Below are 23,728 nucleotides of genomic sequence, written 5' to 3' on the forward strand. Positions count from 1 at the left end.
ATTCAACGCCATCTCCGAGAGCCGCCAAGAAAACGAGAATACCAAGCGTTAATTTGGTAAGTTAGCGCCAATGGGGGCAGCCACACGCACAAACCTCGCGGAGAGTCCCCCTCACCCGGATTGCATCTGGCGATGCAATCCGACCTCTCCCCGCAAGCGGGGCGAGGTGAGGACCTCGCACTCAAAACTTCAGATTGGCGAAGATCCGCACGCCGATGCCGGGCAGCAGCACCTCGTCCTTGGTGTAGGACACGGAGTTGCGGATCTTCTCGTTCAACAGATTGTTGCCGACCATGCCGACCAGCATCTCGCGCGCGCCGAACATGTTCGGATCGAGCTTGGTGCGATAGCTGACCTCCGCCTTGAGGAGGTTGTAGCCTGGCGTCGGCGTCTCCGCGATCGGAGCGATATCGTTCTGCGCGAAGGCGTGCAGCAGATTGATGCGGGTCAGCCAGTTGGCGTCGCGCCAGAACAGGCCGCCGCCGACGCGCATCGGCGGAATCCGCGGCACATTGGTGCCGTCCGCGAAGGTGGCGCGGACGACGTCGAACTGGTTCTCGATGCCCCAGATGCCGGTGCCGAGCGAAGCGACATCGAACTGGCTCTGGAACTCGAAGCCGCGGAACAGCGCGTTGCGCTGCGAGTAGACCGCCTGGTTCAGCTCGGTGCCGGTGGTGCCGCAGGAGGCAAAATCATCGCCGCACATCACGCCGGTCAGCCGCCGATAGATGAAGTTGCTGAACTGCGTGTAGTAGGCGGTGGCCTCGAAGCGGAAAGGGCCGGTGGCCTTGCGCAGTCCGGCCTCGACGGTTTTGGCCGTCTCGATGGTCAGGTTCGGATTGCCGATGTCGAAGGTTGCGGTCGCATCATGGCCGCCGCGCGAGAACAGCTCGGCTGGCTTCGGCGCGCGCTCGACATATTGCGCGGTGACGCTCGCCACGAGATCGCCCGGCAGGTTCTGCAACAGGCCGACGCTCGCGCTCTTCGGCGTGTACGACGGATTGCGGGCGATGTTGGCCTGTGGCGTGCCGTCCGGCAGATAGTCGACCGGGAAGTTCGGCGTGGAGCCGTTCAATGAGACGTGCTCGATGCGGGCTGCGACCTGCGCCTTGGTCGCCGGTGTGAAGGCGAACTCGTTGAAGACGTAGCCGGCGACGCGGTTGTTGGTGTTGGGGCCGAACAGTCCGTTGAACACCGAGCCGGGATTGTCGGGGCTCGGCGCATTCAGCTCCTGGTGTCCGGCCTGCACGCCGTAGGCGGTCGTGAGCGTCGCGAAGCGCAGATTGACTGGCATCATCTGCATCTCGACGCGCGCTTCCTGCTCGCGATTGGTGAAGGTCTGCCGCACGCCGTCGGTGGTCGGATCGGTGACATCGGCGAGACCGATCTCGTTGTGCCGATAGTCGGTCGCACCGGCCCAGAAGCGGATGGCGTCGATCGCCGCGGAGTCCGGGCGGTACTCGCCCTTGGCGGTGATCTTGGTCTGGTGCGCGTCGATCCGCGTCCGGCTGTCGGCGCCGTCGATGCCGGGGATGTGGTAGAGCGCATCGGTCTGCGTGATCGCCGCACCGATGAAGCCGCCCGAGAAGAAATAGCTGCCGCCGAGCGAGGCGCCATCGTTCTGCACGGCCGAGTTCGGCTGCCGGCCGTTCACCGGGCGGGTCTGGTCGAACAGATAGGGATAACCCGGAATCGAATAGTCGCCGGTCTTGCGGCCGTAGGCATCGGCATGGACAGCGAAATTGCCGCCGCCGGCATCGAGCAGCACGCCGCCCTCGACGCCGCGGTCGACCGAGCTGAACGAGGTGCGCGTTTCCGCGGTGACGCAAGGCGCGCTGCCCACGGCCGGCGCGCTCGCCGGCAGGCCATAGGTCTGGAACGGCGCTGTCGAACAGGTCGGCACCGCATTGGGAATGCGGTTGTTGGTGGCGCTCACGACGCCGCCGATCGAGGTCGAGCCGTAGCGCAGCGCCGCGGGGCCGCGGACGACCTCGATCTGGTCGCTGGTGAGCGGATCGATCGGCACGAAATGATCTTCGCCGAGATCGGACGCACCGCCGCCGCCGATGCCGTTCTCGACGATGCCGACGCGGTTGACGTCGAGGCCGCGGATGATCGGCCGGCTCGATGCGCCCGGCGCGAAGCTCGAGCCGGTGATGCCCGGCTTGGAATTCAGGAGATCGCCGAGCGTTGCCGCGCCGGAGCGGCGCAGCTCCTCGTTCGGCACCACCGTGACGGTCGCGAACTGGTCGGTGATGATGGGCGTCACGCCCTGCTGCGGCGGGGGCGGCGCGGTCTGTGCCTCGCGCGCGGGCGCCGGCGTGCGTGGGCCGCTGCGCGCCACGCGCGCGGTGGGATTGGGCCGCGGCACCACCGGCTTGCGGGCACGGATCGGGCTCGGTGCGGTCACTGTGACCTCGGGCAGTTCGGCCGCCGGCTTCGCCGGATCGTCAGCGCGCGCGGGCGCACCCAAAACGCACAACAAGGCTGCGGCGCTGCAGCCCGACATCAAGGCTCTCGACAACATCTTTCAATTCCTGATCCTGATCAGGCGTCCCACGTCTTTCGTTGCTGGCGGGATGCGCCTGCCGTCGGGTTGCGACGGACCCATTCCTGCACGCGGCCGCCGTGCGCTCGCGCAGCGGGGCAGCGTTTCGAGCGGCTCAGATCAGGCGGTGGGAGGAGCGCGCGGCTGGAAGGCGGTGTCGACGACGACGGCCGCGACAGTGGCGGTGATCGCATCGGGCAGCCGGAATGCGACCGCTTCAGGAGGCGTCAGAACGGGCGCCGGTGACAGCAGGATCGACTGCGCCATCGCCATGACGGCGCAGATGGCGCAGCCGTCAGCGGATGGCTGCTGGTCGGGGTCCTGGCTTGCGGGAGAGGAGCCGGTATGGGCCTGCGCCGTCGTGAGACGGCCGCCGTCCAGCGCCTGCGCGGAGAGCCAATGAACGTGGCCGAACGCGAGCGCGAATTGCAGCACCAGCGCAAACAGCGCCAGCCGCGAGACATCCTTGATGTTCGCGCGAAACCAGCTCATCGCCAGCTCTGGCTCATGTAAATAGGCCTCATGTGAATAGGCCACCCCGTTCGGCTGGGAGGATGATCAGCCGTTGTTACAATGTAACATCGCAAGGGGGCTTCACACCTGTCAATCAGCGCACTGCGACGGCGGGTGGAATCCCCGTCGCTGTGCCCTTCGCGCCACGTCGCACGAGGCGGTGGCGCGTGCTCGTGTCGTCGTGTCAGCGACCCTCGCGCACCCAGGTGGCGGCGAGCGCGCCGAGCAGCAGCAACAGGCCGATCACGCCGGCGAACATCGGCAGCACGCCGACGCCCTTGACGACGCTGGCGTCGCGCATCCGCACGCCCATCCAGCCGTCGCCGCTGAACAGCGTCGATGACCTGACGGGGACGATGCGCGGCATGTCGATGCCGGATCCGTCGGCGATGCGGCGGGCGTCGCCGCCGGTGGCCTGTGCCAGCGGCTTCAGCGTCTCGGTGGTCGAAGTGACCTCGGAGAATTCCTTCGGATTGGTCGGGCCGACATTGATGAGCGCCTTCAAGGTGCCGTCCGTGGCCTGCCACAGGCCGAGCTCGTTGGCCGGCAAGGTCGCGCGCCATTCGCCGGGATCGCCCTGGCTCAACGTCAGCTCACGCGTCTGGCCGGACGGCGAAGTCACGGTGACCGGCGGCACGGTGTCGCCCATGGTCTGGCGGATGACGGCGAGATCCTTGCCCTGGATCTGGAGTCGCAGCGCCTCCTCATCCAGGTCAGGCTGCTGCATCAGCCAGTGCGACGTGCGTCGGAGCAGGTCGAGATGCGGACCGCCGCCCTCGTAGCCGCGCGCCCACAGCCAGATGTGGTCGGATAGCAGCAGCGCGACGCGGCCGGCGCCGAAGCGCGACAGCAGCAAGAGCGGCTTGCCGTCGGCGCCGGTCATCACCGGCGGGCTGACCGCATTGCGCGTCTCGACGGTGCGGAAGAAGCGGCTCCAGCGCGGCGGCTCGGAGCCCGAGCCTTCGAGGCCGCGCGTCACCGGATGCCGTTTGCCGGCGTCGGACAGATGCGCATAGAACGGCTTCTCGGTGACGCCGACCGGTTCGGCGGGCAGCACCGAGTCGAGCGGTGTGCGCCAGATGCTGGTGTTGGAGGCGTAGTCCGGGCCGGCCGAGACCAGCACCGCGCCGCCATTGCGCACGTAGCGCGCGATGTTGTCGAAATAGGCGACCGGCAGCACGCCCTGGCGGGCATAGCGGTCGAAGATGATCAGCTGGAATTCGTTGATCTTCTGCTGAAACAGCTCTCGGGTCGGAAACGCGATCAGCGACAGCTCGTTGATCGGGGTGCCGTCCTGCTTCTCCGGTGGCCGGAGGATCGTGAAGTGGACGAGATCGATGCTGGCGTCTGACTTCAACAGGTTGCGCCAGGTACGCTCGCCCGAATGCGGCTCGCCCGACACCAGCAGCACGCGCAGCTTGTCGCGGACGCCATCGATCGAGACCACCGCGCGGTTGTTGACGAGGGTCAGCTCGTTGTCGAGCGGCGAGGCTTCGATCTCGACGATGTTCTGACCTTCGTGCTTGACGTCGACGTCGACATTGGCGGCCTGGCCGCTGGTCAAGGTGCGCTCGCTGATGACCTCGCCGTCGCGGCGGATCACGACCTTCGCGCTGGCGCCCGCGATGCCCTGATCATCGAGCCGGAAGCTGATGGTCTGGGGCTGGCCGACGATGCCGAAACGAGGGGCCGCGGTGATCGCGACGCGGCGGTCACGCTCGGCCTTCTGGCCCGTGATCAGGGCCTGCAGCGGAGCCTGGAAGCCGAGCGCGGCGAGGTTGCCGGGAATGTCGTGCACGCGGCCATCAGTGATCATGAAGGCGCCCGCGACCCGATCGACGGGGACGTCCGACAGGGCCGATGTCAGCGCGCTGAACAGATGCGTGCCGTCGGTCTCGCCGTCGGCCTGGCCGGCATCGACGACGCGGACCTCGAGGCCCTTGATCTTCTTCAGGCTGTCGACCAGCGACTCCTGGGCCGCCTGGGTCTGCTTGTTGCGGTCACCGAAATTCTGGCTCGGGCTCTTGTCGACCACGACGGCGGCGACCGAGCTCAGCGGCTCGCGGTCCTCGCGCGTGAACTGCGGATTGGCCAGCGCGAGCGCGATCAAGGCCAGCGCGGTGACGCGGATCCAGGCCGAACGCGAGCGGCCGAGCAACAGCAGCGCCGCGATGACGACGATCGCGCCGATCGCGAGCCACAGCACGATCGGCGGGACCAGAGGTGTGAACGCGATGCCGTAGTTCATGAGGCAAACTCGCTGGCTTCGTCATGGCCGGGCTTGTCTCGGCCATCCACGTCGAGCCGCATGAAAGGTTGGACGTGGATGCCCGGGCCTTCGCCGCGCCGAAGCGGCTTCGGCCGCGCAGGCGGGACAAGCCCGGGCATGATGGTGGAGGTTTTGGCGCGATCAACGCGCATAACTGGCATCATTGCCCGAGCCGTTCGATCAGCGCCGGTGCGTGCACCTGATCAGCCTTGTAGTTGCCGGTCAGCGTGTACATCACGATGTTGACGCCGGCGCGGAAGGCGAATTCGCGCTGCCGCGGCTCGCCCGGAACCATCGGCAGCATGGCCTGGCCGTCGGGGCGGATGGCCCAGGCACCGGCCAGATCGTTGGAGGTGATGATGATCGGCGAGACACCGTCGCCGCCGCGCGCCGGGCGCGAGGCGCTGTCCTCGTCCTCGTCCTTCGGCAGCGCCTCGACCCAGGTCTGTCCTGTGGTGAAGCGGCCGGGGAAGTCGCGCAGCAGGTAGAACGTCTTGGTCAGCACGTGCTCGCGCGGCACCGGCTCGAGCTCGGGCACATCGAGCGACGACAGGATCTCGCGCAGCGACTGCATGCCCGGGGTCTGCTGCGCGCCGTTCTCGCCGGGGGGCGCCTCGACCGCGTCGCGGGTATCGAAGATCACTGTGCCGCCCTGCTTCATGTAGGCATCGATCTTGTTGATCGCGTCCTGCGGCGGCTTCGGCACGCCCGGCACGATCGGCCAGTAGATCAGCGGGAAGAAGGCAAGCTCGTCATGGGCGGGATCGACGCCGACGGGATCGCCGGCTTCGAGCGCGGTCCGCTGCGCCAGGAACAAGGTCAGTCCGGTCAGTCCGGCCTTGACGATGGAATCGACGTCGGCATTGCCGGTCACGACATAGGCAAGTCGCGTCTGCGACACCGCGCGCATCGCGAAATCATCGCTTGCCGCATCGGCGCGCGCGGTGGTCGGCATTGCGACGGCGAGCAGGGCGCCGGTTGCAAGCACCGCAAGCGCGATGGAGGCGGGTGCCGCACGTCGCCGCCGTGCGAGCGAGGCCAGCGCGCCGCCGAGGAGAGCGACGATGACCGCGTCGATCAGGAAAAGCAGCAGTGCGGTCGACAGCAGGATGCCCCGGAGATCGCGCGGCTCGGCGGTGGTGTAGCTGGCGCGGTTGGCGCGCAGCGCCGACGTGTCGAGCTGAAGAATGCGATCGGCGGGGCTCAGCGTGTTCACTGCGGTGGGTCCCTCGGCTGGGCCATAGAATCCGGGCGGATGATCCAGCGAAGCCCGGTCGTTGAAATCGGCCGGCAGCGGCTTGGCGGTCGAAGGCGGCGGTCCGAAGGCGCCGAAGCCGTCGAGGATGTGCAGCGGTGCCAGCGTGGCCTTGGCGGTCTCGCCGGCGGGACCCGGTCCCGGCGTCGAGGTGTAGCCGGACATGTCGACGATGCGGCGGAGCATCTCGACCATCGCGCCGGACATCGGCAGATCGGACCAGCGCATGTCTGCGCTGACGTGGAACAGCGCGATCACGCCTTTGCCGCGATGCTCGCCGGTGACGAGCGGCGTGCCGTCCTCCAGCGATGCCCAGCTCTTGGTCGCCAACACGGCGTCGGGCTCGGCGAGGACCTGGCGGTTGACGGTGACGTCCTTCGGCACGGTGATGCCGGCGAACGGGCCGTCGGCAGCAAACGCTGCCAGATGCTGCGGCTTCTCCCAGGTCAGGCTGCCGCCGAGCGTGCGGCCGCCGCGGCGCAGCTTGACCGGCACGAGGTCGTCGTCGCCCTGCGCCAGGCGCGGGCCGGCGAAGCGCACCAGCACGCCGCCATTCTCGATCCAGTCGTTGAGACGGTCGCGCAGCTCGGGCGACAGCGTGCCGACATCGGCCATCACGATCATCGGCACCTTCTGGTCGAGGAATTGCGTGATGACCTGCTGCGGCGCACCGCGGTCGCCGAGCCGGAGATCGGCGAACGGCGACAGCGCGCGGGTGAGGTAGAAGGTCGGGGCGAGCAGCGGCTGCGCGGTGTCGCTGGTGGCGCCGGAGACGATGCCGACGGCGCGGCGGCGCCAGCGCTTGTCGAGCAGCTGTACGGCTCCAGCCGAGCGCTCGCCCGCGATCTCGAGCCGGGTGATGTCGTTGCGCAGCTCGACCGGCAGGTCGAAGCTCGCCTCGGCGTCGTGCGCGCCGGCGGCGAAGCTGAATTGTGCCTCGCCGAGCGGCGAGCCCTTGGCATCGAGCGCGCGGACGATGCCGCCGGGAACGGAGAGATCGGCGCGCAGCACCTTCACCGTCATCTTGGCCGCGGCGTTCTCGGCACCGGCGAGCGCCAGCGGCGAGGACGTGCCGCCTTCGAACACGGTCAGGCTGCGGTCGCCGACGGTCTTGGCGAGACCCGTCACGAACTCGCTGCCGCGGCCGGGATCGACGCCGTCGGAGAACCACATGATCTCGGCATCGCCGGTCGCCTTCAGGAAGCGATCGAGCTGCGGCAGCGCATCGGCGCGCTCGGTCGTGTAGGCCTTGGGCGTGATCTGGCGCAGCGCGACGCGCGCCGCGCCGGCCGCCATCAAGGTGAGGTCACGCGCGGGCTCCGACAGCGGCAGCAGCGCGACGCCGCGGCGGTCGGCATCGGCATTGGCGATGATCTCGTCGGCGGCCCTGATGCGGGTGTCCCAGCTTGCGGCTGCGCTCCAGCTGTCGTCGAGCAGCAGCACCAGCGGCGCCTTGCTGCCGACGGCCTCGGTGCGCGGATTCCAGATCGGACCGGCCGCGGCGAAGATCACCAGCGCCGCCGCGATCAGCCGCAGCAGGGTCAGCCACCAGGGCGAGCGCGACGGTGTCTCTTCCTTGGGCGTGATGTCGAACAGGAGGCGGGTCGGCGGAAACTCGATCCGGCGCGGCCGCGGCGGCATCACCCGCAGCAGCCACCACAGCACCGGCAGGCTGACGAGGCCCGTCAGCAGCAGCGGCTCGGCGAACGACAGCGGCAGGCCCATCATGCGCCGAGCCCTCCGGGGCCAGCGCCCACTTTGACGCCGCCGCGCGCGCTGCCTTTTGCCGTGGTCATGCCGGCATGCAGGAACAGCAGCAGCTCGGCGGCCGAGCGGCTGGTGGTGTGGGTGGTGAACAGCCAGTCGAGCTTGCCGGTCTCGGCGCGGATCTGGTCGCGGTGCAGCGCCACGCGGGCGACGTAGTCCTGCGCCCAGCTCTCGGCGCGGCCCGCGGTGATCACCTCGCCGCCTTCCGGCTCGACGAACTCGACACGGCCGGAATAGGGGAAGGTCTCCTCGGCGGGATCGACCACCTGGACCATCGTGCCGTGTGCGCCCGATGCGGACAGGCCGGCCAGCATGGTGCTGATCTCCGAGATCGGCGACCAGAAGTCCGACAGCACGACGATCTCGGCGAGCGCCGAGGGGACGAAGGACGGCGGCAGGCTCGGCCTGACCGTCTCATCGTGCAGCATCGCTTGCGCGATGCGGTCGATCACGTTGCGGCTCGCGGTCGGATTGATCAGGCCGGGAATACCGACGCGCTCGCCGCCGGCGACCAGCAGCTCGGCCAGGGCGAAGGTCACGATCAGGGCGCGCTCGAGCTTGCTGTCGCGCGCGCCTTTCGACGCGAAGGCCATCGAGGGCGAGCGGTCCGGCCAGATCCACACCGTGTGCGCGGCCTCCCATTCCTGCTCGCGGACATAGAGATGGTCGTCGCGCGCCGAGCGGCGCCAGTCGACGCGCTGCGACGGCTCGCCGGAGACGAAGCGGCGGTACTGCCAGAAGCTTTCGCCGGAGCCGGCGCGACGACGGCCATGCAGACCATGGATCACGTTGGCGGCGATCTGGCGCGCTTCCAGCACGAGACGCGGCAGCGATGCCGCGAGCGTTCGGCTTTCGCCGTCGGCACGCCGTATCGCGAGAATCTCCTTGTCGGCGTGCGCTGTCGCTGCGGCCATCAGCCAATCCGGCTCTTCAGTTGCCGGATCACGTCCGGAATGGTGCGTCCCTCGGCGCGCGCCGGGAAGGTCAGCGCCATGCGGTGCTTGAGCACGGGCTCGGCGAGATCGAGCACGTCGTCGATCGAGGGCGCGAGGCGGCCGTCGAGCAGCGCACGGGCGCGCACCGCGAGCATCAGCGATTGGCTGGCGCGCGGACCGGGGCCCCAGGCGATCAGCTTGCCGGCGTCGCCGGCCTCGGGACCGGGACGCGCCGAGCGCACCAGCGACAGGATCGCCTCGACCACGGAATCGCCGACCGGCAGTCGCCGCACCAGGCGTTGGGCCGCGATCAACGCATCGGCCGTCATCGCGCCCTTGGCGGCACTCTCCTCGGCGCCGGTGGTCTCGAACAGGATGCGGCGCTCGGCGTCGCGATCCGGATAGTCGACGTCGATCTCCATCAGGAAGCGGTCGAGCTGCGCCTCGGGCAGCGGATAGGTTCCTTCCTGCTCGAGCGGATTCTGGGTCGCGAGCACGTGGAAGGGCTTGGGCAGGTCATGACGGGCGCCTGCAACGGTGATGTGCTGCTCCTGCATGGCTTGCAGCAAGGCCGACTGCGTGCGCGGGCTGGCGCGGTTGATCTCGTCCGCCATCAGGAGCTGCGCAAAGACCGGGCCGGCGATGAAGCGGAACGAGCGCTTGCCGCCGGCGCTCTCGTCCAGCACCTCGGCGCCCAGAATGTCCGACGGCATCAGGTCCGGCGTGAACTGGATGCGCTTGGCATCGAGGCCGAGCGTGACGCCCAGGGTCTCGACCAGCTTGGTCTTGGCGAGGCCGGGGACGCCGATCAGCAGCGCGTGGCCGCCGGACAGGATGGTCACCAGCGTGTTTTCCACCACGCGGTCCTGGCCGAAGATGACGCTGGAGATCGCATCCTTTGCCGCTCGGATCTGGCCGGAGACCTGTTCGGCCGACCGGACGATCGCATCCTCGAGCTTCTCGGCACTCTCAGCCATTCCCGTCGCTCCTTCTGCCCCGCGTCTTCGACTTTCGGACGGACGTTCCGCTCCAGTTTGCCGGGGAAGCGGATGCCAATCTATGCGAAGGCGCTGTATTCGTTGAGTTAAACTATCCCCATATTATCGGCATTACGGGGTATTGACGGCATCACGTTATGGCGACCTTACCTGACCTGCAGGGCCGGCAGGAACTTTTGCACAGACGACAGCGATGGAATCTTGCACCAATCGTGCCAAGGTGGACGCAAACTCAAGGCAAACCATGGCGAAGCAAGGGCAGACCACCGACAACGGACTCGACACCGCCAACGGACTCGATCGGCTGACGTCGGCGGCAACGCAGGCCGGCACGTCCGCAAAGGGATTGCCGCCGGTGCATTTGTGGAATCCGCCATTCTGCGGCGATCTCGACATGCGAATCGCCGGTGATGGTAGCTGGTACTACATGGGCACGCCAATCGGGCGGCCGGCGCTCGTGCGGCTGTTCTCGACCATCCTCAAGCGTGAAGGTAACCGCTATTTCCTGGTCACGCCGGTGGAGAAGGTCGGCATCCGCGTCGATGATGTCCCCTTCACGGCCGTAGAAATGCGGACGGAGAGCGATGCGCGCGGGCCGTCGCTGCATTTCCGCACCAATGTCGACGACTGGGTCGGGTGCGATGCCGAGCACCGCCTGCGCTTCGAGCCCGGCGAGAGCGGCGGCCTGACGCCCTATCTGCATGTGCGAGCCGATCTCTGGGCCAAGGTGACGCGGGCGCTCTACTACGAGCTTGTTGACATGGGCGAGGAGCGGATGATCGATGGGCGTGTCATGTTCGGCGTGGGGTCCGGCGGCGCGTTCTTCCCCATGGCCGATGCAGAAGAGGTGAGGGCGGCGCTTTGAACCAGCCCATGGTGAGGAACGGGACCGCTGGGCTCAGTTCAGCCGATTTCTTCGCGCGGGGCCGCGCGCGGCTGCGCTTCGACGTTCCGCAGGCCCTGCTCGATCCCGATGTCATTCCGGCCAGCGGAGATTCCGGCACCGACCGCATGCTCGAGATCATCTCCCGCGAGCAGCCGATCCGCCCCGCGGCAGTGCTGATCCCGGTGGTCGACCATCCCGAGCCGACGGTCCTGTTGACCCAGCGCTCGCCGAACCTCTCGAGCCATGCCGGACAGATCGCCTTTCCCGGCGGCAAGATCGACGTCACCGATGCCTCGCCGCTCGATGCCGCCCTGCGCGAGGCCGAGGAGGAGGTCGGGCTCGACCGCAGCTTCGTCGACCCGATCGGCTATCTCGACGTCTACGGCACCGCGTTCGGCTTCCGCATCCTGCCCACGGTGGCGCGGGTGCGGCCCGGATTCACGCTCAAGATCAACGCCGGCGAGGTCGACGACGCCTTCGAGGTGCCGCTGGCCTTCCTGATGGACCCCGCCAATCATCAGCTGCATTCCAAGGAGTTTCGCGGCATGGAGCGCTCGTATTACGCGATGCCGTTCGCCGAGCGCTACATATGGGGCGCCACAGCCGGCATCCTTCGGGTCTTGTACGAACGGATATGTCGGCCATGATCCGTGGCGTGTTGACGGAAATCGGAATTTTCCTCATTCCTTTTGCGGTTTATGTGTTGTTCTTGCTCGCGACCAAATCGGGGCTGTTGGTGCCGGCCAGCTGGCCCTTTCATCTGATCACAAAATTGACGGTGGCGGCGCTGGTGTTGGTGATTGCAAGTCTGGTCCTGCTCGCCGAGTTCTCCGGCGCGCCGCCGCGTTCGACCTACGTCCCCGCTCATGTCGAGAACGGCAGGCTCGTTCCAGGGGTCGAGAAATGATCGACGCGCGGGTGCTGCACGCGCCCTGGCTCTCGTCCGGTCCCGCCGCGCGCGTGCTCGCGCTGCTCAATTGCGACGGCGAGGAGGCGCGGGTGGTCGGCGGCGCCGTGCGCAATGCGCTGCTCGGCATCGCCATCGGCGACATCGACATCGCGACCACGGCGCTGCCGGCGGAGGTGGTCCGGCGTGCCAAGGCGGCGTCGATCAAGAGCGTTCCGACCGGCATCGACCACGGCACCGTGACCCTCGTGCTCGAGGGGCATCCGTTCGAGGTCACGACGCTGCGCGAGGATACCGAGACCTTCGGCCGCAAGGCCAAAGTCGAGTTCGGCCGCGACTGGGTCGGCGACGCGCACCGGCGCGACTTCACCATCAACGCGCTCTCCGTCGGGCCGGACGGCGTGGTGCATGATCACGTCGGCGGTCTCGCCGACATCGCCCAACGCCGCGTGCGCTTCATCGGCGATCCCGCCCAGCGCATCGCCGAGGATTATCTGCGCATCCTGCGCTTCTTCCGCATCCATGCGGCATTCGGGCATGGCGCCCCTGATCGCGAGGGCTATCTGGCCTGCATCGCCGGCCGTGGCGGGCTTGCGACGCTGTCAGCCGAGCGCGTGCGCATGGAGATGCTGAAGCTGCTCGTCACCGACGGCGCGGTCGGCGCCGTCGCGGCGATGGCGGATGGCGGGTTGCTGACGGCGATCCTCGGCGGCGTCGCCTATCTCGGTCCGTTCGCCGCGATGATCGGCATCGAGCGCGAGCTGGAGCTGCCGCCGAGCGCGGTCCGCCGTCTTGCCGCGCTCGCGGTCGCCGTGACCGAGGATGCGCGCCGGCTCGGCGTTAGGCTGAAGCTCTCCAATGCCGAGACCAAGGCGCTCGACGGCATGGGCCATCGCTGGTGGCGGTTCGCTTCCGCCGACGAGGCGCGGGTCCGGCGTCTGCTGTATCGTCTCGGCGAGACCGTCTACCGCGACCGCCTGATGCTCGGCTGGGCGCGGGCGCGCGATCGCGGCGACCGGCGATGGCGCGAGCGTGCGCTGTTGCCGCAGCGCTTCACGCCGCCGAAATTGCCGTTGAAGGCGGCCGATTTCATCGCGCGCGGGGTTGCGGAGGGACCGCTTCTCGGTCATGTGCTCACCCTCGCAGAGGATGCCTGGTTGGCTGCGGACTTTCCGCTCGACGAGGCATCGCTGAACGCGATCGCCGACCAGGCGGCGGCGCGCGTCAATCGCGACGGACGTTCATGAATTTTCTGGCAGGCTTTGCCGACATCTCGCTCTCGCAACTCCTGCTCGTCGCCGCCGTCGCCCTGTTCGCTTCCATCATCGGCGGTCTTGCCGGCTACGGCACCGGCGCTCTCATGCCGCTCGTACTGGTGCCGATGGTCGGCGCCGAACCGGTAGTGCCGATCATCGCGATCTCCGCGATCCTCACCAACCTCAGCCGTGTCGTTGCCTATATCAGCCACGCCGACCGTGCGCGCGCCGGAATCGTCATCGCGGCGGCAGCGCTCACGACCGCGCTCGGCGCCTACGGCTACACGCGACTGACCAATGCCGGCGCGGCGTTCGTGATCGGCACGATGCTCATGATGAGCGTTCCGCTGCGGCGGATCCTGCGCAAGCGCGAGGTCCGGATCGGCAACGGCGGACTCGCCGCCGGCGCCGTGGGCTATGGCGTTCTCGTCGGCGGCACCTCCGGCTCCGGCGTCATCCTGCTGTCGCTGCTGATGGCCGCGGGCCTGGAAGGCGCCGCGGTCATCGCCACCGACGCGATGATCTCGGTGGCGACGGGCGTCATCAAGATCTCGGTGTTCGGCCTCGCAGGCGTGGTCACGGCACAGGTGCTGGCCTTCGCGCTGCTGATCGGCGCGGTCGCGGTGCCCGGCGCGTTCCTCGCCAAGGCCTTCGTCGCGCGCATGCCGGTGCACATCCACGCCGCCATCCTTGACGCCGCCGTGATCACCGGCGGCGGCGTGATGATCGCGTCGGCGCTGCGACACCTGCTGCCGGCGGGGTAGCTTTCCGGCGTCAGGCCACCTGCTGGCCCGTCTCCCGATCGGATGGCGTGATGGTGTCGGTCTCCGCACGTGCCACGATGGCATCGAGCGCGGCGACGGCCCGGTTCGTCACCTCGTCGATCGGCGGGACCATGCCGCCGGAGGCGAGCTCGACCCGGTTGCGGCCCTTGTGCTTGGCGCGGTACAGCGCGCCGTCGGCGACGCGCAGGATCTCCGTCAGGTCGAGGCCGGCCTCGGGATAGGCGGCGACGCCGACCGAGATCGTCACTCGCGGCAGCATGCCCTCGCCATAGCTGATGTTGAGCGCCTCGACGCGGGCGCGCAGCTCCTCCGCGCGCAGCGCGGCCTCCTCGATTCCGCAGTTCGGCAGCATGACGACGAACTCCTCGCCGCCGAGGCGGCAGGGCACGTCGTCGCCGCGGAACGTGGCCTTGAGGATATCTCCGACATGGCGCAGCACGGTGTCGCCGGCTTCGTGACCGTGATTGTCGTTGAACGACTTGAAGTGGTCGATGTCCAAGGTCACCACGCTCAGCGGCGTCTGATTGCGCGCGGCGCGCAGCAGTTCGCGGCGTGCCGTCTCGATCAGATAGCGGCGATTGTTCAGCCCGGTCAGCGTATCGCGTAGCGACTGGTCACGCAGGCCTTCGCGCAGCTTCATGTTGGCGATGGCAATCGACAGGTGCTCGGCGCAGGCGAGCGCGAGACGAGCCCGATCGGCGAAGCGCGCCTTGGCCTCGGCCGCGGTGTCGCGGTCGTCGAAATTGTAGGCGACGTGCAGCAGTCCGACGGTCTCGCCATGGGCCAGGATCGGGATGCAGCAGTAGTTCTCATTGGTCTCGTGGTGCACGTGGTCGCAGCGGAATTCGACCTCGCTCGTGCCATGGACGTAGACATGGCCGCGGCGCAGGCTCCAGCAATCGTCGGGGTGCAGGGTCCGGGTGGGCAGCGTGCCGTTCCATTCGGCGGCCAGTTCGAGCACGTCGCGGCTGTCGGCGTAGATGTAGAGCGCGCCCGTGCATTCCGGCATCAGTCCGCCGAGCACGGTCGAGATCATTCCGTAGAGCTCGCTCTCGGACTTGGCCGACTGCAGCCATTCGCTGAGCTCCGAGAGGGTTCGTGTCGCCGCGTTCAGGCGTTCGTTCTCGACCAGGCTCTTGCGGAACACGGCCAGCGCCCGCGCCATCATGCCGAGCTCGTTGCTGTGGCCGGCATAGGGAATCTCGGTCTGCAGCTCGCCCCTGGCGATCGCCTCCATGCTGCGGGTGATGCGGAAGATCGGCATCGAGACATCGTGGACGACGAACAGCAGCGTCGCCAGCCCGATCAGCGCGCTGACGCCGTTGACCGACCACAGCACCAGGCGAAACACCTGGGCATCCAGCGTCGCGCTCTCGATCGCGCTGTCGGCGCGATGGTCGGCGAGCCTGATGCCGTGTCCGATTGCATCGACCACGGCCTGGAAGACCGGCGGCGTTTCGATGTTGACGACATGCTCCAGGCGGTCGCGGCTCGCCCCGACCTCCGGCTCGAGCATCACCGCCTGCTGCTTCTGGTACAGGTCCCATTTGTTGACGAACTGGTCGAACGCCATCTTCAACGGCGCGTCGGTGCCGATCGTGTCCTGGAAGCGCGCGATCTTCGCATCGACGTCGGTGGTGCGGCGTCTCAGCTCCTGCTCGGACGCGGCGCGTGGCTCGGCCGCGGTGGAGAGGGCTGCGCGGATCGCGACGAGATGGGTGTGGGCGATGCTGACGTTGAGATCGCCCAGGGTGTGAATCTTCGGCAGCCGGTCGCGGTTGATGTTCTCGATCGCGTCCTGCAGCGCCGACAGCCGCATCGTCGCCATGACCGACACGCCGGCGAGGATCGCCAGCAGCAGGAAGACGGACGTCAGGAGCGAGTTCTTGATCGACACGCCCAGGGAGATCTGCGGCAGATTGAGAGCCATGACACCGACGCTGCTCGAACCGGCTTGCGATCGGTCGAAGCGGCGCGCAAGGACTGGCGCCTATTCCCCTCCAAGCCCCGCAGCGAATAGACGCTTGTGCGAATTTCGATTCGGTTACGGGCAGGCCGCAGGTCACCGGGGGAGGGCACGAACGGCGCGCGCGGTTAAAGGCGCGTGTCCCGTCAAGGTGAACGACGGGCTAACGCTCAGGCCGGCACCAGCTCGGTCAGCGAGCGGATGATGCGGTCGGGCTTGACGTCGGTGCCTTCGGGCAGGCCGTCGCCATGGACGTCGATCCAGATCGAGTAGATGCCGAGCCGCTGCGGCGCGACGATCTCCCATTCGAGATTGTCGCCGATCATCCAGGTGTCGTCCGGACCGACGCCGAGCCGCTCCATCGCGTGCCAATAGGCGCGCTCCTCGGGCTTGCCGAAGCCGTGCTCGCCCTCGATCTGGATGTGGTCGAAGCGATGCGCCAGCGCGAAGCGCTCGATCTTGGCGCGCTGCTGGCCGGCCTCGCCGTTGGTGACGAGCGCCAGCCTGACGCCGCGCGCCTTGAACGCGTCGATCGCCTCGTGGGCGCCGGGGAAGACGAACATCTGCTCGTCGCGGTAGGCGGTGAAGCGGTCGGCGATGCGGATCGCGAGCTCGGTCGGCAGGGCGGCGCCGGCGCTGGTCAGCGCCGCGAAGCCGCCCTTCACCACCTCCTGCCGCGCCTGGATCAGCTTCATCCGCCACTCCGCGCCCGCGACCGACCAGAAGCTGCGCGCGGAGGCCAGGATCGCGGCGGCCACGGCCTGCGGCGTATGCGGCGCGAGTTCGTCGGCGAACTCGGTGGCGACGATGTTCCAGGCGATCTCGGGACGGCCATAGGCCGACAGGATGGTGTCATCCATGTCGATCAGCATGGCGCGGGGCAGGGCGGCGGTCATAATGAGCTTACGGGTCAATCAAACAAGGGTTTCAGGGCCATTTCACTTCAGGCGGCATCGACGACAGAATGGACTCCACATTGCCACCGGTTTTCAGCCCAAATGTGGTGCCGCGGTCATAAAGCAGGTTGAATTCCACATAGCGGCCGCGCCGGATCAGCTGCTCCTCGCGGTCCGCCTCGGTCCAAGGCGCGGCAAAATTGCGGCGGACCAGCTCGGGATAGATGGCGAGAAAGGCGCGGCCGACGTCCTGGGTGAAGGCCAGGTCGGCCTCCCAGTCGCCGGAATCGTGATGGTCGTAGAAGATGCCGCCGACGCCGCGCGGCTCCTTGCGGTGGGGCAGGTAGAAGTACTCGTCGCACCAGCGCTTGTACTTGTCATAGGAGGCGACAGCCGCGTGCGCGTCGCAGGCACCTCTCATCGCGGCGTGGAAGGCGACCGTGTCAGGGTCCTCCTGGGTGCGGCGGCGGTCCAGCACCGGCGTCAGATCGGCGCCGCCGCCGAACCAGGCTTTTGTCGTGACGACGAAGCGCGTGTTCATGTGCACCGCCGGCACGTGCGGCGACCACAGATGCGCGATCAGCGAGATGCCGGAGGCCCAGAACCGCGGGTCTTCCGAGGCGCCGGGAATCTGGCTGCGGAATTCCGGGGCGAACTCGCCATGCACGGTCGAGCAGTGCACGCCGACCTTCTCGAACAGCCGGCCGTGCATCATGCTCATGACGCCGCCGCCGCCATGCCCGCCGCCATGGTCGGTGCGCTCCCACGGCGTGCGCACGAACCGGCTCGGTGCGCGCGGATAGAGCGCAGCCGGCGCCTCGTCCTCGAGCCGCTCGAACGCCGCGCAGATCTGGTCGCGCAGGCTCTCGAACCAGGCGCGGGCGCGGGCCTTGCGATCCTCGATGGCGGCGATGGTCATGGACGCTCCCCCCTGGCACATTGGCGGTCACCCCGCCGTCAAGAGTCCATGACAGCCGGAGGTGACAGTGCTGTTGTCGCTACGGTTCGGTCCTACCACAATCGATCAGGCCTGCGGACCGAAATAGGTGCAGGTCTCGCGGCAGCTGTCGCGGTGGACGCTGACCTTGGTGACATGGCCGATGGAGCGGACGCGCTCATAGATGAAGCGCGACAGGTTCTCCAGCGTCGGCAGCCCGATCGCCTCGATCTTGTTCAGGAACTTGTGGTCGAGCATGGTCTGGATCTCGCCCAGGCGCTGCGTCAGCACGCCGAAATCCACCACCATGCCGGTCTCGGGATTGGTCGCATCGCCCCGCACCGTCACCTCGGCGCGGAAGGAGTGGCCGTGGATCTCCTGGCTGGCTTCGCCGAGCGTCGTGATCGGCAGCGTATGCGCGGCCTCGAAGGTGAACGACTTGGTCAATTCCCACATCGTGTCAGTCACAATCCTATCTGATGCCGATCATCTTGTGCGTCTGCAGGCTGAGCCGCCATTGCGGATGATGCTGGCAGTAATCGATGGCGCGCGCCGTGTTCGCGGCCGCCTCGGGCCCGTCCATCGGCTGCAGCGAGAAGCGCTCGAAGGCGAGCCCGTCGAACCGCTCCGGCTCGGCTCCCTCCTGCGGATAGACCAGCTTCAGCTCGTGGCCCTGCCGCAGCTTCAGCTCGGCGCCGGCCTTCGGGCTGACGCAGATCCAGTCGATCCCGTCAGGCGGAATGAGCGTACCGTTGGTTTCGACCCCGACCGCGAAGCCGCGGGCGTGGAGCGCTTCGATCAGGTCGGCATCGACCTGCAGCAGCGGCTCCCCGCCGGTGAGGATCGTATAGCGGTCGGCCGCCCCGCCTGTCCATTGCCCGGCGATGGCCGCGGCCAGGTCGGCGGCATTGGCGTAACGGCCGCCTAGCGTGCCGTCGGTGCCGACGAAATCGGTGTCACAGAACCGGCACGTCGCGGTTGCGCGGTCGGCCTCGCGGCCGCTCCACAGGTTGCAGCCGGCGAAGCGGCAGAACACGGCGGCACGGCCCGCCTGGGCGCCTTCGCCCTGCAGGGTCATGAAGATTTCCTTCACCGCGTAGCTCACGCTCCGGCTCCTTGTGACTGCAATTGGACGAATTGTCCGGTCTGGCGCAGCGCCTCGCCGGTGGCGATCGCCGCCGCCATCGCCACGTTCAGCGAGCGCAGTCCGGGCTTGAGCGGAATCCGCAACCGCGCATCGGCCGCTGCCGCCACGCCGTCCGGCACGCCGGCGCTCTCGCGCCCGAGCAGCAGGATGTCGTCCGGCCGGTAGCTGACGTCGAGATAGCAGGTCGCGGCCCTGGTCGTCAGCAGCAGCAGGCGATGGCCCGCTCCGGACCGCCAGGCCTCGAACGCGCTCCAGGAATCGTGCCGCCGCCAATTCAGCTGGTCCAGATAGTCCATGCCGGCGCGGCGGAACTGGCGGTCGGACACCGGAAAGCCCGCCGGCTCGATGATGTGGGCCGCGAGCCCGAGGCAGGCGCAGAGGCGCAGAATCGTTCCGGTGTTCTGCGGAATGTCGGGCTGATAGAGCGCGATCTGCATGCGAATTGGTCTTAAGACTGAGGCTGAAAGTCCGCTTCGGAAGCGGGAATTGGTGCATGGCGTGCTGCAGGGCCGATAGCGGGCTTGCGCTCGTATCGCAAGGGTGCCAATAGAACGATTCTGGACGGCTTGTTCCCCAGGGGCGGTGGAGCGAGCCGTTTTCTGCCGCCGCGGGGGACGCGGGCGCCGGCAGGATCTCCCGGTCACGTGATCTCCCAGGTCGAGATCGTCAGACGTCGAGCGGGGCGGTTCCACCGGCTGCAACGAAGAAAGGGTTGGAATCGTGACAGCGTCTACTGCGGATCATCCGACACGCCGGGATTTTCTTTTCGTCGCCACGGGCGCTACCGCGGCAGTCGGCGGTGTGCTCGCCCTGTGGCCCTTCATCTCCCAGATGAACCCCGATGCCTCGACCATCGCGGCCGGTGCGCCGATCGAGGTCGATCTCGCGCCCGTCGCCGAAGGACAGGACATCAAGGTGTTCTGGCGCGGCAAGCCGATCTACATCTCCCACCGCACCAAGAAGCAGGTCGAGGAAGTGCGCGCGGTGCCGGTGTCGAGCCTGCCGGATCCGGCGACCGACCAGTCCCGCACCAAGGACGGCCACGAGCAGTGGCTGGTCGTGATCGGCATCTGCACCCATCTCGGCTGCATCCCGATCGCGCATGAAGGCAATTACGACGGCTTCTTCTGCCCGTGCCACGGCTCGCAGTACGACGCTTCCGGCCGCGTGCGCCAGGGACCGGCGCCGCTCAACCTTCCCGTCCCGCCCTATCAGTTCGTTTCCGACACCAAGATCCAGATCGGCTGAGCAGACGTTTGTCTTGAGCTCACGCTCGATCGTGCAAGATAATTTCTTCAGGAACGCATCATGAGTGGACCTTCTGACTACCAGCCGAGCCACCCCGCCTTGAAGTGGCTCGAGCAACGACTTCCGATCATCGGCCTGGTCCACTCGTCCTTCGTTGCCTATCCGACGCCGCGGAACCTGAACTACTGGTGGACGTTCGGCGCCATCCTTTCGATCATGCTGGGCGTGCAGATCGTCACCGGCGTCATCCTGGCGATGCACTACACGCCGCACGCCGACATGGCCTTCAAGTCGGTCGAGCTGATCGTGCGCGACGTGAACTACGGCTGGCTGCTGCGCAACATGCATGCCTCCGGCGCGTCGATGTTTTTCCTTGCCGTCTACATCCACATGTTCCGCGGCCTGTATTACGGGTCATACAAGGCGCCGCGCGAGGTGCTCTGGATCCTCGGCGTCATCATTTATCTCCTGATGATGGCAACGGGCTTCATGGGCTACGTGCTGCCGTGGGGCCAGATGAGCTTCTGGGGCGCCACCGTCATCACCAATTTGTTCTCGGCGGTGCCCTATTTCGGCGAGAGCATCGTGACCCTGCTGTGGGGCGGCTACTCCGTCGGCAATCCCACCCTGAACCGCTTCTTCGCGCTCCACTACCTGCTGCCGTTCCTGATCGCCGGCGTGGTCGTGCTGCACGTCTGGGCGCTGCACGTGGTTGGCCAGAACAATCCGGCCGGCGTCGAGCCGAAGACCGAGAAGGACATGGTGCCGTTCACGCCCTATGCCACGATCAAGGACTTCTTCGGCGTCGCCTGCTTCCTGATCTTCTATTCCTGGTTCATCTTCTACATGCCGAACTATCTCGGCGACGCCGACAACTACATCCCGGCCAACCCGGCGGTGACCCCGGCGCACATCGTGCCCGAATGGTACTACCTGCCGTTCTACGCCATCCTGCGCTCGGTGCCGAACAAGCTCGCCGGCGTGATCGCGATGTTCGCGGCGATCATCGTGCTGGTGTTCCTGCCCTGGCTCGACTCGGCCAAGACCCGCTCGAACAAGTACCGTCCGCTCGGCAAGCAGTTCTTCTGGATCTTTGTCGTCGTCTGCGTCGGCCTCGGCTATCTCGGCGCGCAGCCGCCGGAGGGCGTCTACGTCGTGCTCGGCCGTATCCTGACCGTGCTGTACTTCGCCTACTTCCTGATCGTGCTGCCGCTGCTCGCCCGCATCGAGCGCCCGCGGCCGCTGCCGAACTCGATCGCCGACGACGTGCTGGCGAAGTCCGGCCGCAAGGTGGTGGCCTCGGCCGCGATTGCGCTGGTCGCCGCGGTGTCGCTGCTCGCCGGCAGCATGGGCGATGCCCGTGCCAGCGAAGGCCAGGAGAACCCGCCGTCGGTGAAGTGGTCGTTTGCAGGTCCGTTCGGCACCTTCGATCGCGGCGCCGTGCAGCGCGGCCTGAAGATCTACAAGGAAGTCTGCTCGAACTGCCATTCGCTGAACTATGTGGCGTTCCGCAATCTGGCCGAGCCTGGCGGCCCGGGCTACTCGCCAGCCCAGGCGGCCGCGTTCGCCGCCGAGTACAAGATCAAGGACGGTCCGAACGACGCCGGCGACATGTTCGAGCGCCCGGGCCGTCCCGCCGACTACTTCCCGGCGCCGTTCCCGAACGAGCAGGCCGCGCGGGCCGCCAATGGCGGCGCGGCGCCGCCGGACCTGTCGCTGATCGCCAAGGCGCGCTCCTACAAGCGCGGCTTCCCCTGGTTCCTGATCGACTTCTTCACCCAGTTCCAGGAGCAGGGCCCGAACTACGTCAACGCACTGCTGCAGGGCTATGAAGAGACCCCGCCGCACGGCGTGACCATCCCGGACGGCTCGTACTACAACAAGTACTTCCCCGGCCACGCGATCAAGATGCCGCCGCCGCTGTCCGACGGCCAGGTGACGTTCGACGACGGCTCGCCGGCCACCGTGAAGCAGTATGCCCACGACGTCGCGACCTTCCTGATGTGGACCGCCGAGCCGCACATGGAAGCACGCAAGCGCCTCGGCTATCAGGTGTTCATCTTCCTGATCATCTTCGCCGGGCTGATGTACTTCACCAAGAAGCGGGTCTGGGCTGCCGCGCATTGAGCGGAGCGCGAGCCATCGCCGCATGCGATTGAAAAAGCCCCCTCTGGGGGCTTTTTTTCTTTTGGCCGCTCTGGCCGTCGTAGCATTGGCGAGGCACGGCAGAGGAGGGGACGCATGACGTCATTGTTGGCCTTCGCAGGCGCCGCCGTGCTCGAGATCGGCGGCTGCTTTGCGTTCTGGGCTTGGCTGCGGCTCGGCCATTCGCCGCTATGGCTGTTGCCGGGGATGGCCGCGCTTGCCGGCTTCGCCTATCTGCTGACCCTCGCCGACAGCCCGCTCGCCGGCCGCGCCTACGCCGCCTATGGCGGCATCTACATCACGTCGGCGCTGCTGTGGGGCTGGCTGGTCGAAGACCATCGCCCCGATCTGTGGGACGCCGCCGGCGCCCTGATCTGCCTCGCCGGCATGGCCGTGATCCTGTTCGCGCCACGGTCGCTGCCTGTGTAGCGCGGCGACCCGTGGCCGAGCGTGGCGACATCCGGCTACGAAGGCGGTCACGTTGAAGCGAACCCGATCCCCTCCCGTCGCGCCGGACGCGCATTTGCGGTAAACCGCATTCCCAACGTCCCAAACAGAAATTGCGGAGGACCATCATGGGCACACTCATCAGCTTCAAGCGCCCCGACGGCCAGGAGGCCAAGGGCTATCTCGCCAAGGCGGCGCAGGGCAATGCGCCGGGCGTCGTCGTCATCCAGGAATGGTGGGGCCTGCAGGATCAGATCAAGGGCATGTGCGACCGGTTCGCGCTGGCCGGCTTCAACGCGCTGGCGCCGGATCTCTACAAGGGCACGGTGGTGCCGTATCACGACACGGATGCGGCAGGCCGCGAGATGAACTCGCTCGATTTCATGGACGCGACCACGCAGACGGTGCGCGGCGCCGCGCAATATCTCGCCCGTAACGGCGCCAAGGTCGGCCTCACCGGCTTCTGTCTCGGCGGCGCGGTGACGATCATCGGCGCCACCCGGATCGCTGAGCTGACCGCGGGCGTCGTGTTCTACGGCATTCCGCCGGAGCAGGCAGCCAAGCCCGCCGACGTCAAGATTCCGCTGCAGGCCCATTTCGCCAACAAGGACGATTGGTGCACGCCGGCGCTGGTGGACGGCTTCGAGGCGGCGATGAAGGCCGCCGGCAAGTCGCTCGAGCTCTACCGCTACGACGCCGAGCATGCCTTCGTGAACGAGCAGCGCATGACCGTGCACGACCGCGCGGCCGCCGAGCTCGCCTGGGGCCGCGCCACGGCGTTCTTCCACAAGCATCTCGGCTGAGCTGAGTGCAGGGGCGCACC

The 23,728-nt window shown here is 67.5% G+C and carries 21 protein-coding genes; 9 read left to right on the forward strand and 12 right to left on the reverse strand.

The window, feature by feature from the left end; translation table 11 throughout:
* Positions 1–181: 181 nt before the first annotated feature.
* From QX128_RS19065 to QX128_RS19090, 6 genes are all read right to left on the reverse strand, one after another.
* The gene (locus tag QX128_RS19065) at positions 182–2,509 is read right to left on the reverse strand and encodes a TonB-dependent receptor (protein WP_316238344.1); all 2,328 of its coding nucleotides are present in this window, start codon (positions 2,507–2,509) and stop codon (positions 182–184) included.
* Between the two features lie 159 nt (positions 2,510–2,668).
* The gene (locus QX128_RS19070; protein WP_316178114.1) at positions 2,669–3,040 is read right to left on the reverse strand and encodes a DUF2946 family protein; all 372 of its coding nucleotides are present in this window, start codon (positions 3,038–3,040) and stop codon (positions 2,669–2,671) included.
* 205 nt (positions 3,041–3,245) lie between these two features.
* Positions 3,246–5,309: a hypothetical protein gene (locus tag QX128_RS19075; RefSeq protein WP_316238219.1), complete on the reverse strand. Its 2,064-nt coding sequence runs from the start codon at positions 5,307–5,309 to the stop codon at positions 3,246–3,248.
* Positions 5,310–5,490: 181 nt separating this feature from the next.
* Positions 5,491–8,313: a DUF4159 domain-containing protein gene (locus QX128_RS19080; protein WP_316238220.1), complete on the reverse strand. Its 2,823-nt coding sequence runs from the start codon at positions 8,311–8,313 to the stop codon at positions 5,491–5,493.
* A complete protein-coding gene (locus tag QX128_RS19085) occupies positions 8,310–9,266 on the reverse strand; it encodes a DUF58 domain-containing protein (protein WP_316238221.1) in 957 nt (318 codons plus the stop codon). The genes QX128_RS19080 and QX128_RS19085 overlap by 4 nt, the downstream gene beginning before the upstream one ends.
* Positions 9,266–10,264 carry a MoxR family ATPase gene (locus QX128_RS19090; protein ID WP_316217332.1) on the reverse strand — a complete coding sequence of 333 codons (999 nt, stop codon included), beginning with the start codon at positions 10,262–10,264 and terminating at the stop codon, positions 9,266–9,268. Before QX128_RS19090 ends, QX128_RS19085 begins: the two co-directional genes overlap by 1 nt.
* 265 nt (positions 10,265–10,529) lie before the next feature.
* Between QX128_RS19090 and QX128_RS19095 the strand changes: the two genes are divergently transcribed.
* Genes QX128_RS19095 through QX128_RS19115 form a run of 5 tightly spaced genes read left to right on the forward strand, consistent with a single transcriptional unit; the run spans position 10,530 to position 14,098 of the window.
* Positions 10,530–11,150, forward strand: coding sequence for a DUF1285 domain-containing protein (locus tag QX128_RS19095; RefSeq protein ID WP_316238222.1), 621 nt, complete (start codon positions 10,530–10,532; stop codon positions 11,148–11,150).
* Between the two features lie 8 nt (positions 11,151–11,158).
* Positions 11,159–11,818, forward strand: coding sequence for a CoA pyrophosphatase (locus QX128_RS19100; RefSeq protein ID WP_410051435.1), 660 nt, complete (start codon positions 11,159–11,161; stop codon positions 11,816–11,818).
* Positions 11,815–12,078 carry a DUF6111 family protein gene (locus tag QX128_RS19105; RefSeq protein ID WP_315802775.1) on the forward strand — a complete coding sequence of 88 codons (264 nt, stop codon included), beginning with the start codon at positions 11,815–11,817 and terminating at the stop codon, positions 12,076–12,078. The genes QX128_RS19100 and QX128_RS19105 overlap by 4 nt, the downstream gene beginning before the upstream one ends.
* Complete coding sequence (locus tag QX128_RS19110) at positions 12,075–13,325, forward strand: CCA tRNA nucleotidyltransferase (RefSeq protein WP_315802776.1); 1,251 nt, start codon at positions 12,075–12,077, stop codon at positions 13,323–13,325. Before QX128_RS19105 ends, QX128_RS19110 begins: the two co-directional genes overlap by 4 nt.
* Complete coding sequence (locus QX128_RS19115; protein ID WP_316238223.1) at positions 13,322–14,098, forward strand: TSUP family transporter; 777 nt, start codon at positions 13,322–13,324, stop codon at positions 14,096–14,098. The genes QX128_RS19110 and QX128_RS19115 overlap by 4 nt, the downstream gene beginning before the upstream one ends.
* Before the next feature lie 10 nt (positions 14,099–14,108).
* On the opposite strand, the gene QX128_RS19120 is transcribed toward QX128_RS19115, so the two are convergent.
* The 6 genes from QX128_RS19120 to QX128_RS19145 all read right to left on the reverse strand — a co-directional run bounded on the left by QX128_RS19120 (position 14,109) and on the right by QX128_RS19145 (position 19,502).
* Positions 14,109–16,049 carry a diguanylate cyclase gene (locus QX128_RS19120; RefSeq protein ID WP_316238224.1) on the reverse strand — a complete coding sequence of 647 codons (1,941 nt, stop codon included), beginning with the start codon at positions 16,047–16,049 and terminating at the stop codon, positions 14,109–14,111.
* Positions 16,050–16,255: 206 nt separating this feature from the next.
* A complete protein-coding gene (locus QX128_RS19125) occupies positions 16,256–16,981 on the reverse strand; it encodes an HAD family hydrolase (protein ID WP_316178143.1) in 726 nt (241 codons plus the stop codon).
* A gap of 31 nt (positions 16,982–17,012) precedes the next feature.
* Positions 17,013–17,900 (reverse strand): oxygen-dependent coproporphyrinogen oxidase, encoded by an 888-nt coding sequence (gene hemF, locus QX128_RS19130; protein ID WP_316238225.1) that lies wholly within the window; start codon positions 17,898–17,900, stop codon positions 17,013–17,015.
* Between the two features lie 105 nt (positions 17,901–18,005).
* Complete coding sequence (locus QX128_RS19135; protein WP_315802876.1) at positions 18,006–18,374, reverse strand: 6-carboxytetrahydropterin synthase; 369 nt, start codon at positions 18,372–18,374, stop codon at positions 18,006–18,008.
* A 16-nt stretch (positions 18,375–18,390) separates the two neighbouring features.
* The gene (queE, locus tag QX128_RS19140) at positions 18,391–19,023 is read right to left on the reverse strand and encodes a 7-carboxy-7-deazaguanine synthase (protein ID WP_316238226.1); all 633 of its coding nucleotides are present in this window, start codon (positions 19,021–19,023) and stop codon (positions 18,391–18,393) included.
* Positions 19,020–19,502, reverse strand: a complete 483-nt coding sequence (locus QX128_RS19145) for a tRNA (cytidine(34)-2'-O)-methyltransferase (protein WP_316178147.1) — start codon at positions 19,500–19,502, stop codon at positions 19,020–19,022. The genes queE and QX128_RS19145 overlap by 4 nt, the downstream gene beginning before the upstream one ends.
* A gap of 280 nt (positions 19,503–19,782) precedes the next feature.
* On the opposite strand from QX128_RS19145, the gene petA reads away from it, so the two are divergent.
* From petA to QX128_RS19165, 4 genes are all read left to right on the forward strand, one after another.
* Positions 19,783–20,313, forward strand: coding sequence for a ubiquinol-cytochrome c reductase iron-sulfur subunit (gene petA, locus QX128_RS19150; RefSeq protein WP_315802877.1), 531 nt, complete (start codon positions 19,783–19,785; stop codon positions 20,311–20,313).
* Positions 20,314–20,373: 60 nt separating this feature from the next.
* Positions 20,374–22,440: a cytochrome c1 gene (locus tag QX128_RS19155; protein WP_316178149.1), complete on the forward strand. Its 2,067-nt coding sequence runs from the start codon at positions 20,374–20,376 to the stop codon at positions 22,438–22,440.
* Between the two features lie 114 nt (positions 22,441–22,554).
* On the forward strand, positions 22,555–22,887 hold the full coding sequence (locus tag QX128_RS19160) for a YnfA family protein (protein WP_316178150.1): 333 nt from the start codon (positions 22,555–22,557) through the stop codon (positions 22,885–22,887).
* A 146-nt stretch (positions 22,888–23,033) separates the two neighbouring features.
* On the forward strand, positions 23,034–23,708 hold the full coding sequence (locus QX128_RS19165; protein ID WP_315802785.1) for a dienelactone hydrolase family protein: 675 nt from the start codon (positions 23,034–23,036) through the stop codon (positions 23,706–23,708).
* Positions 23,709–23,728: the final 20 nt, after the last annotated feature.

It is taken from the genome of Bradyrhizobium sp. SZCCHNR1015, assembly GCF_032489875.1.
Taxonomy (GTDB): Bacteria; Pseudomonadota; Alphaproteobacteria; order Rhizobiales; family Xanthobacteraceae; genus Bradyrhizobium.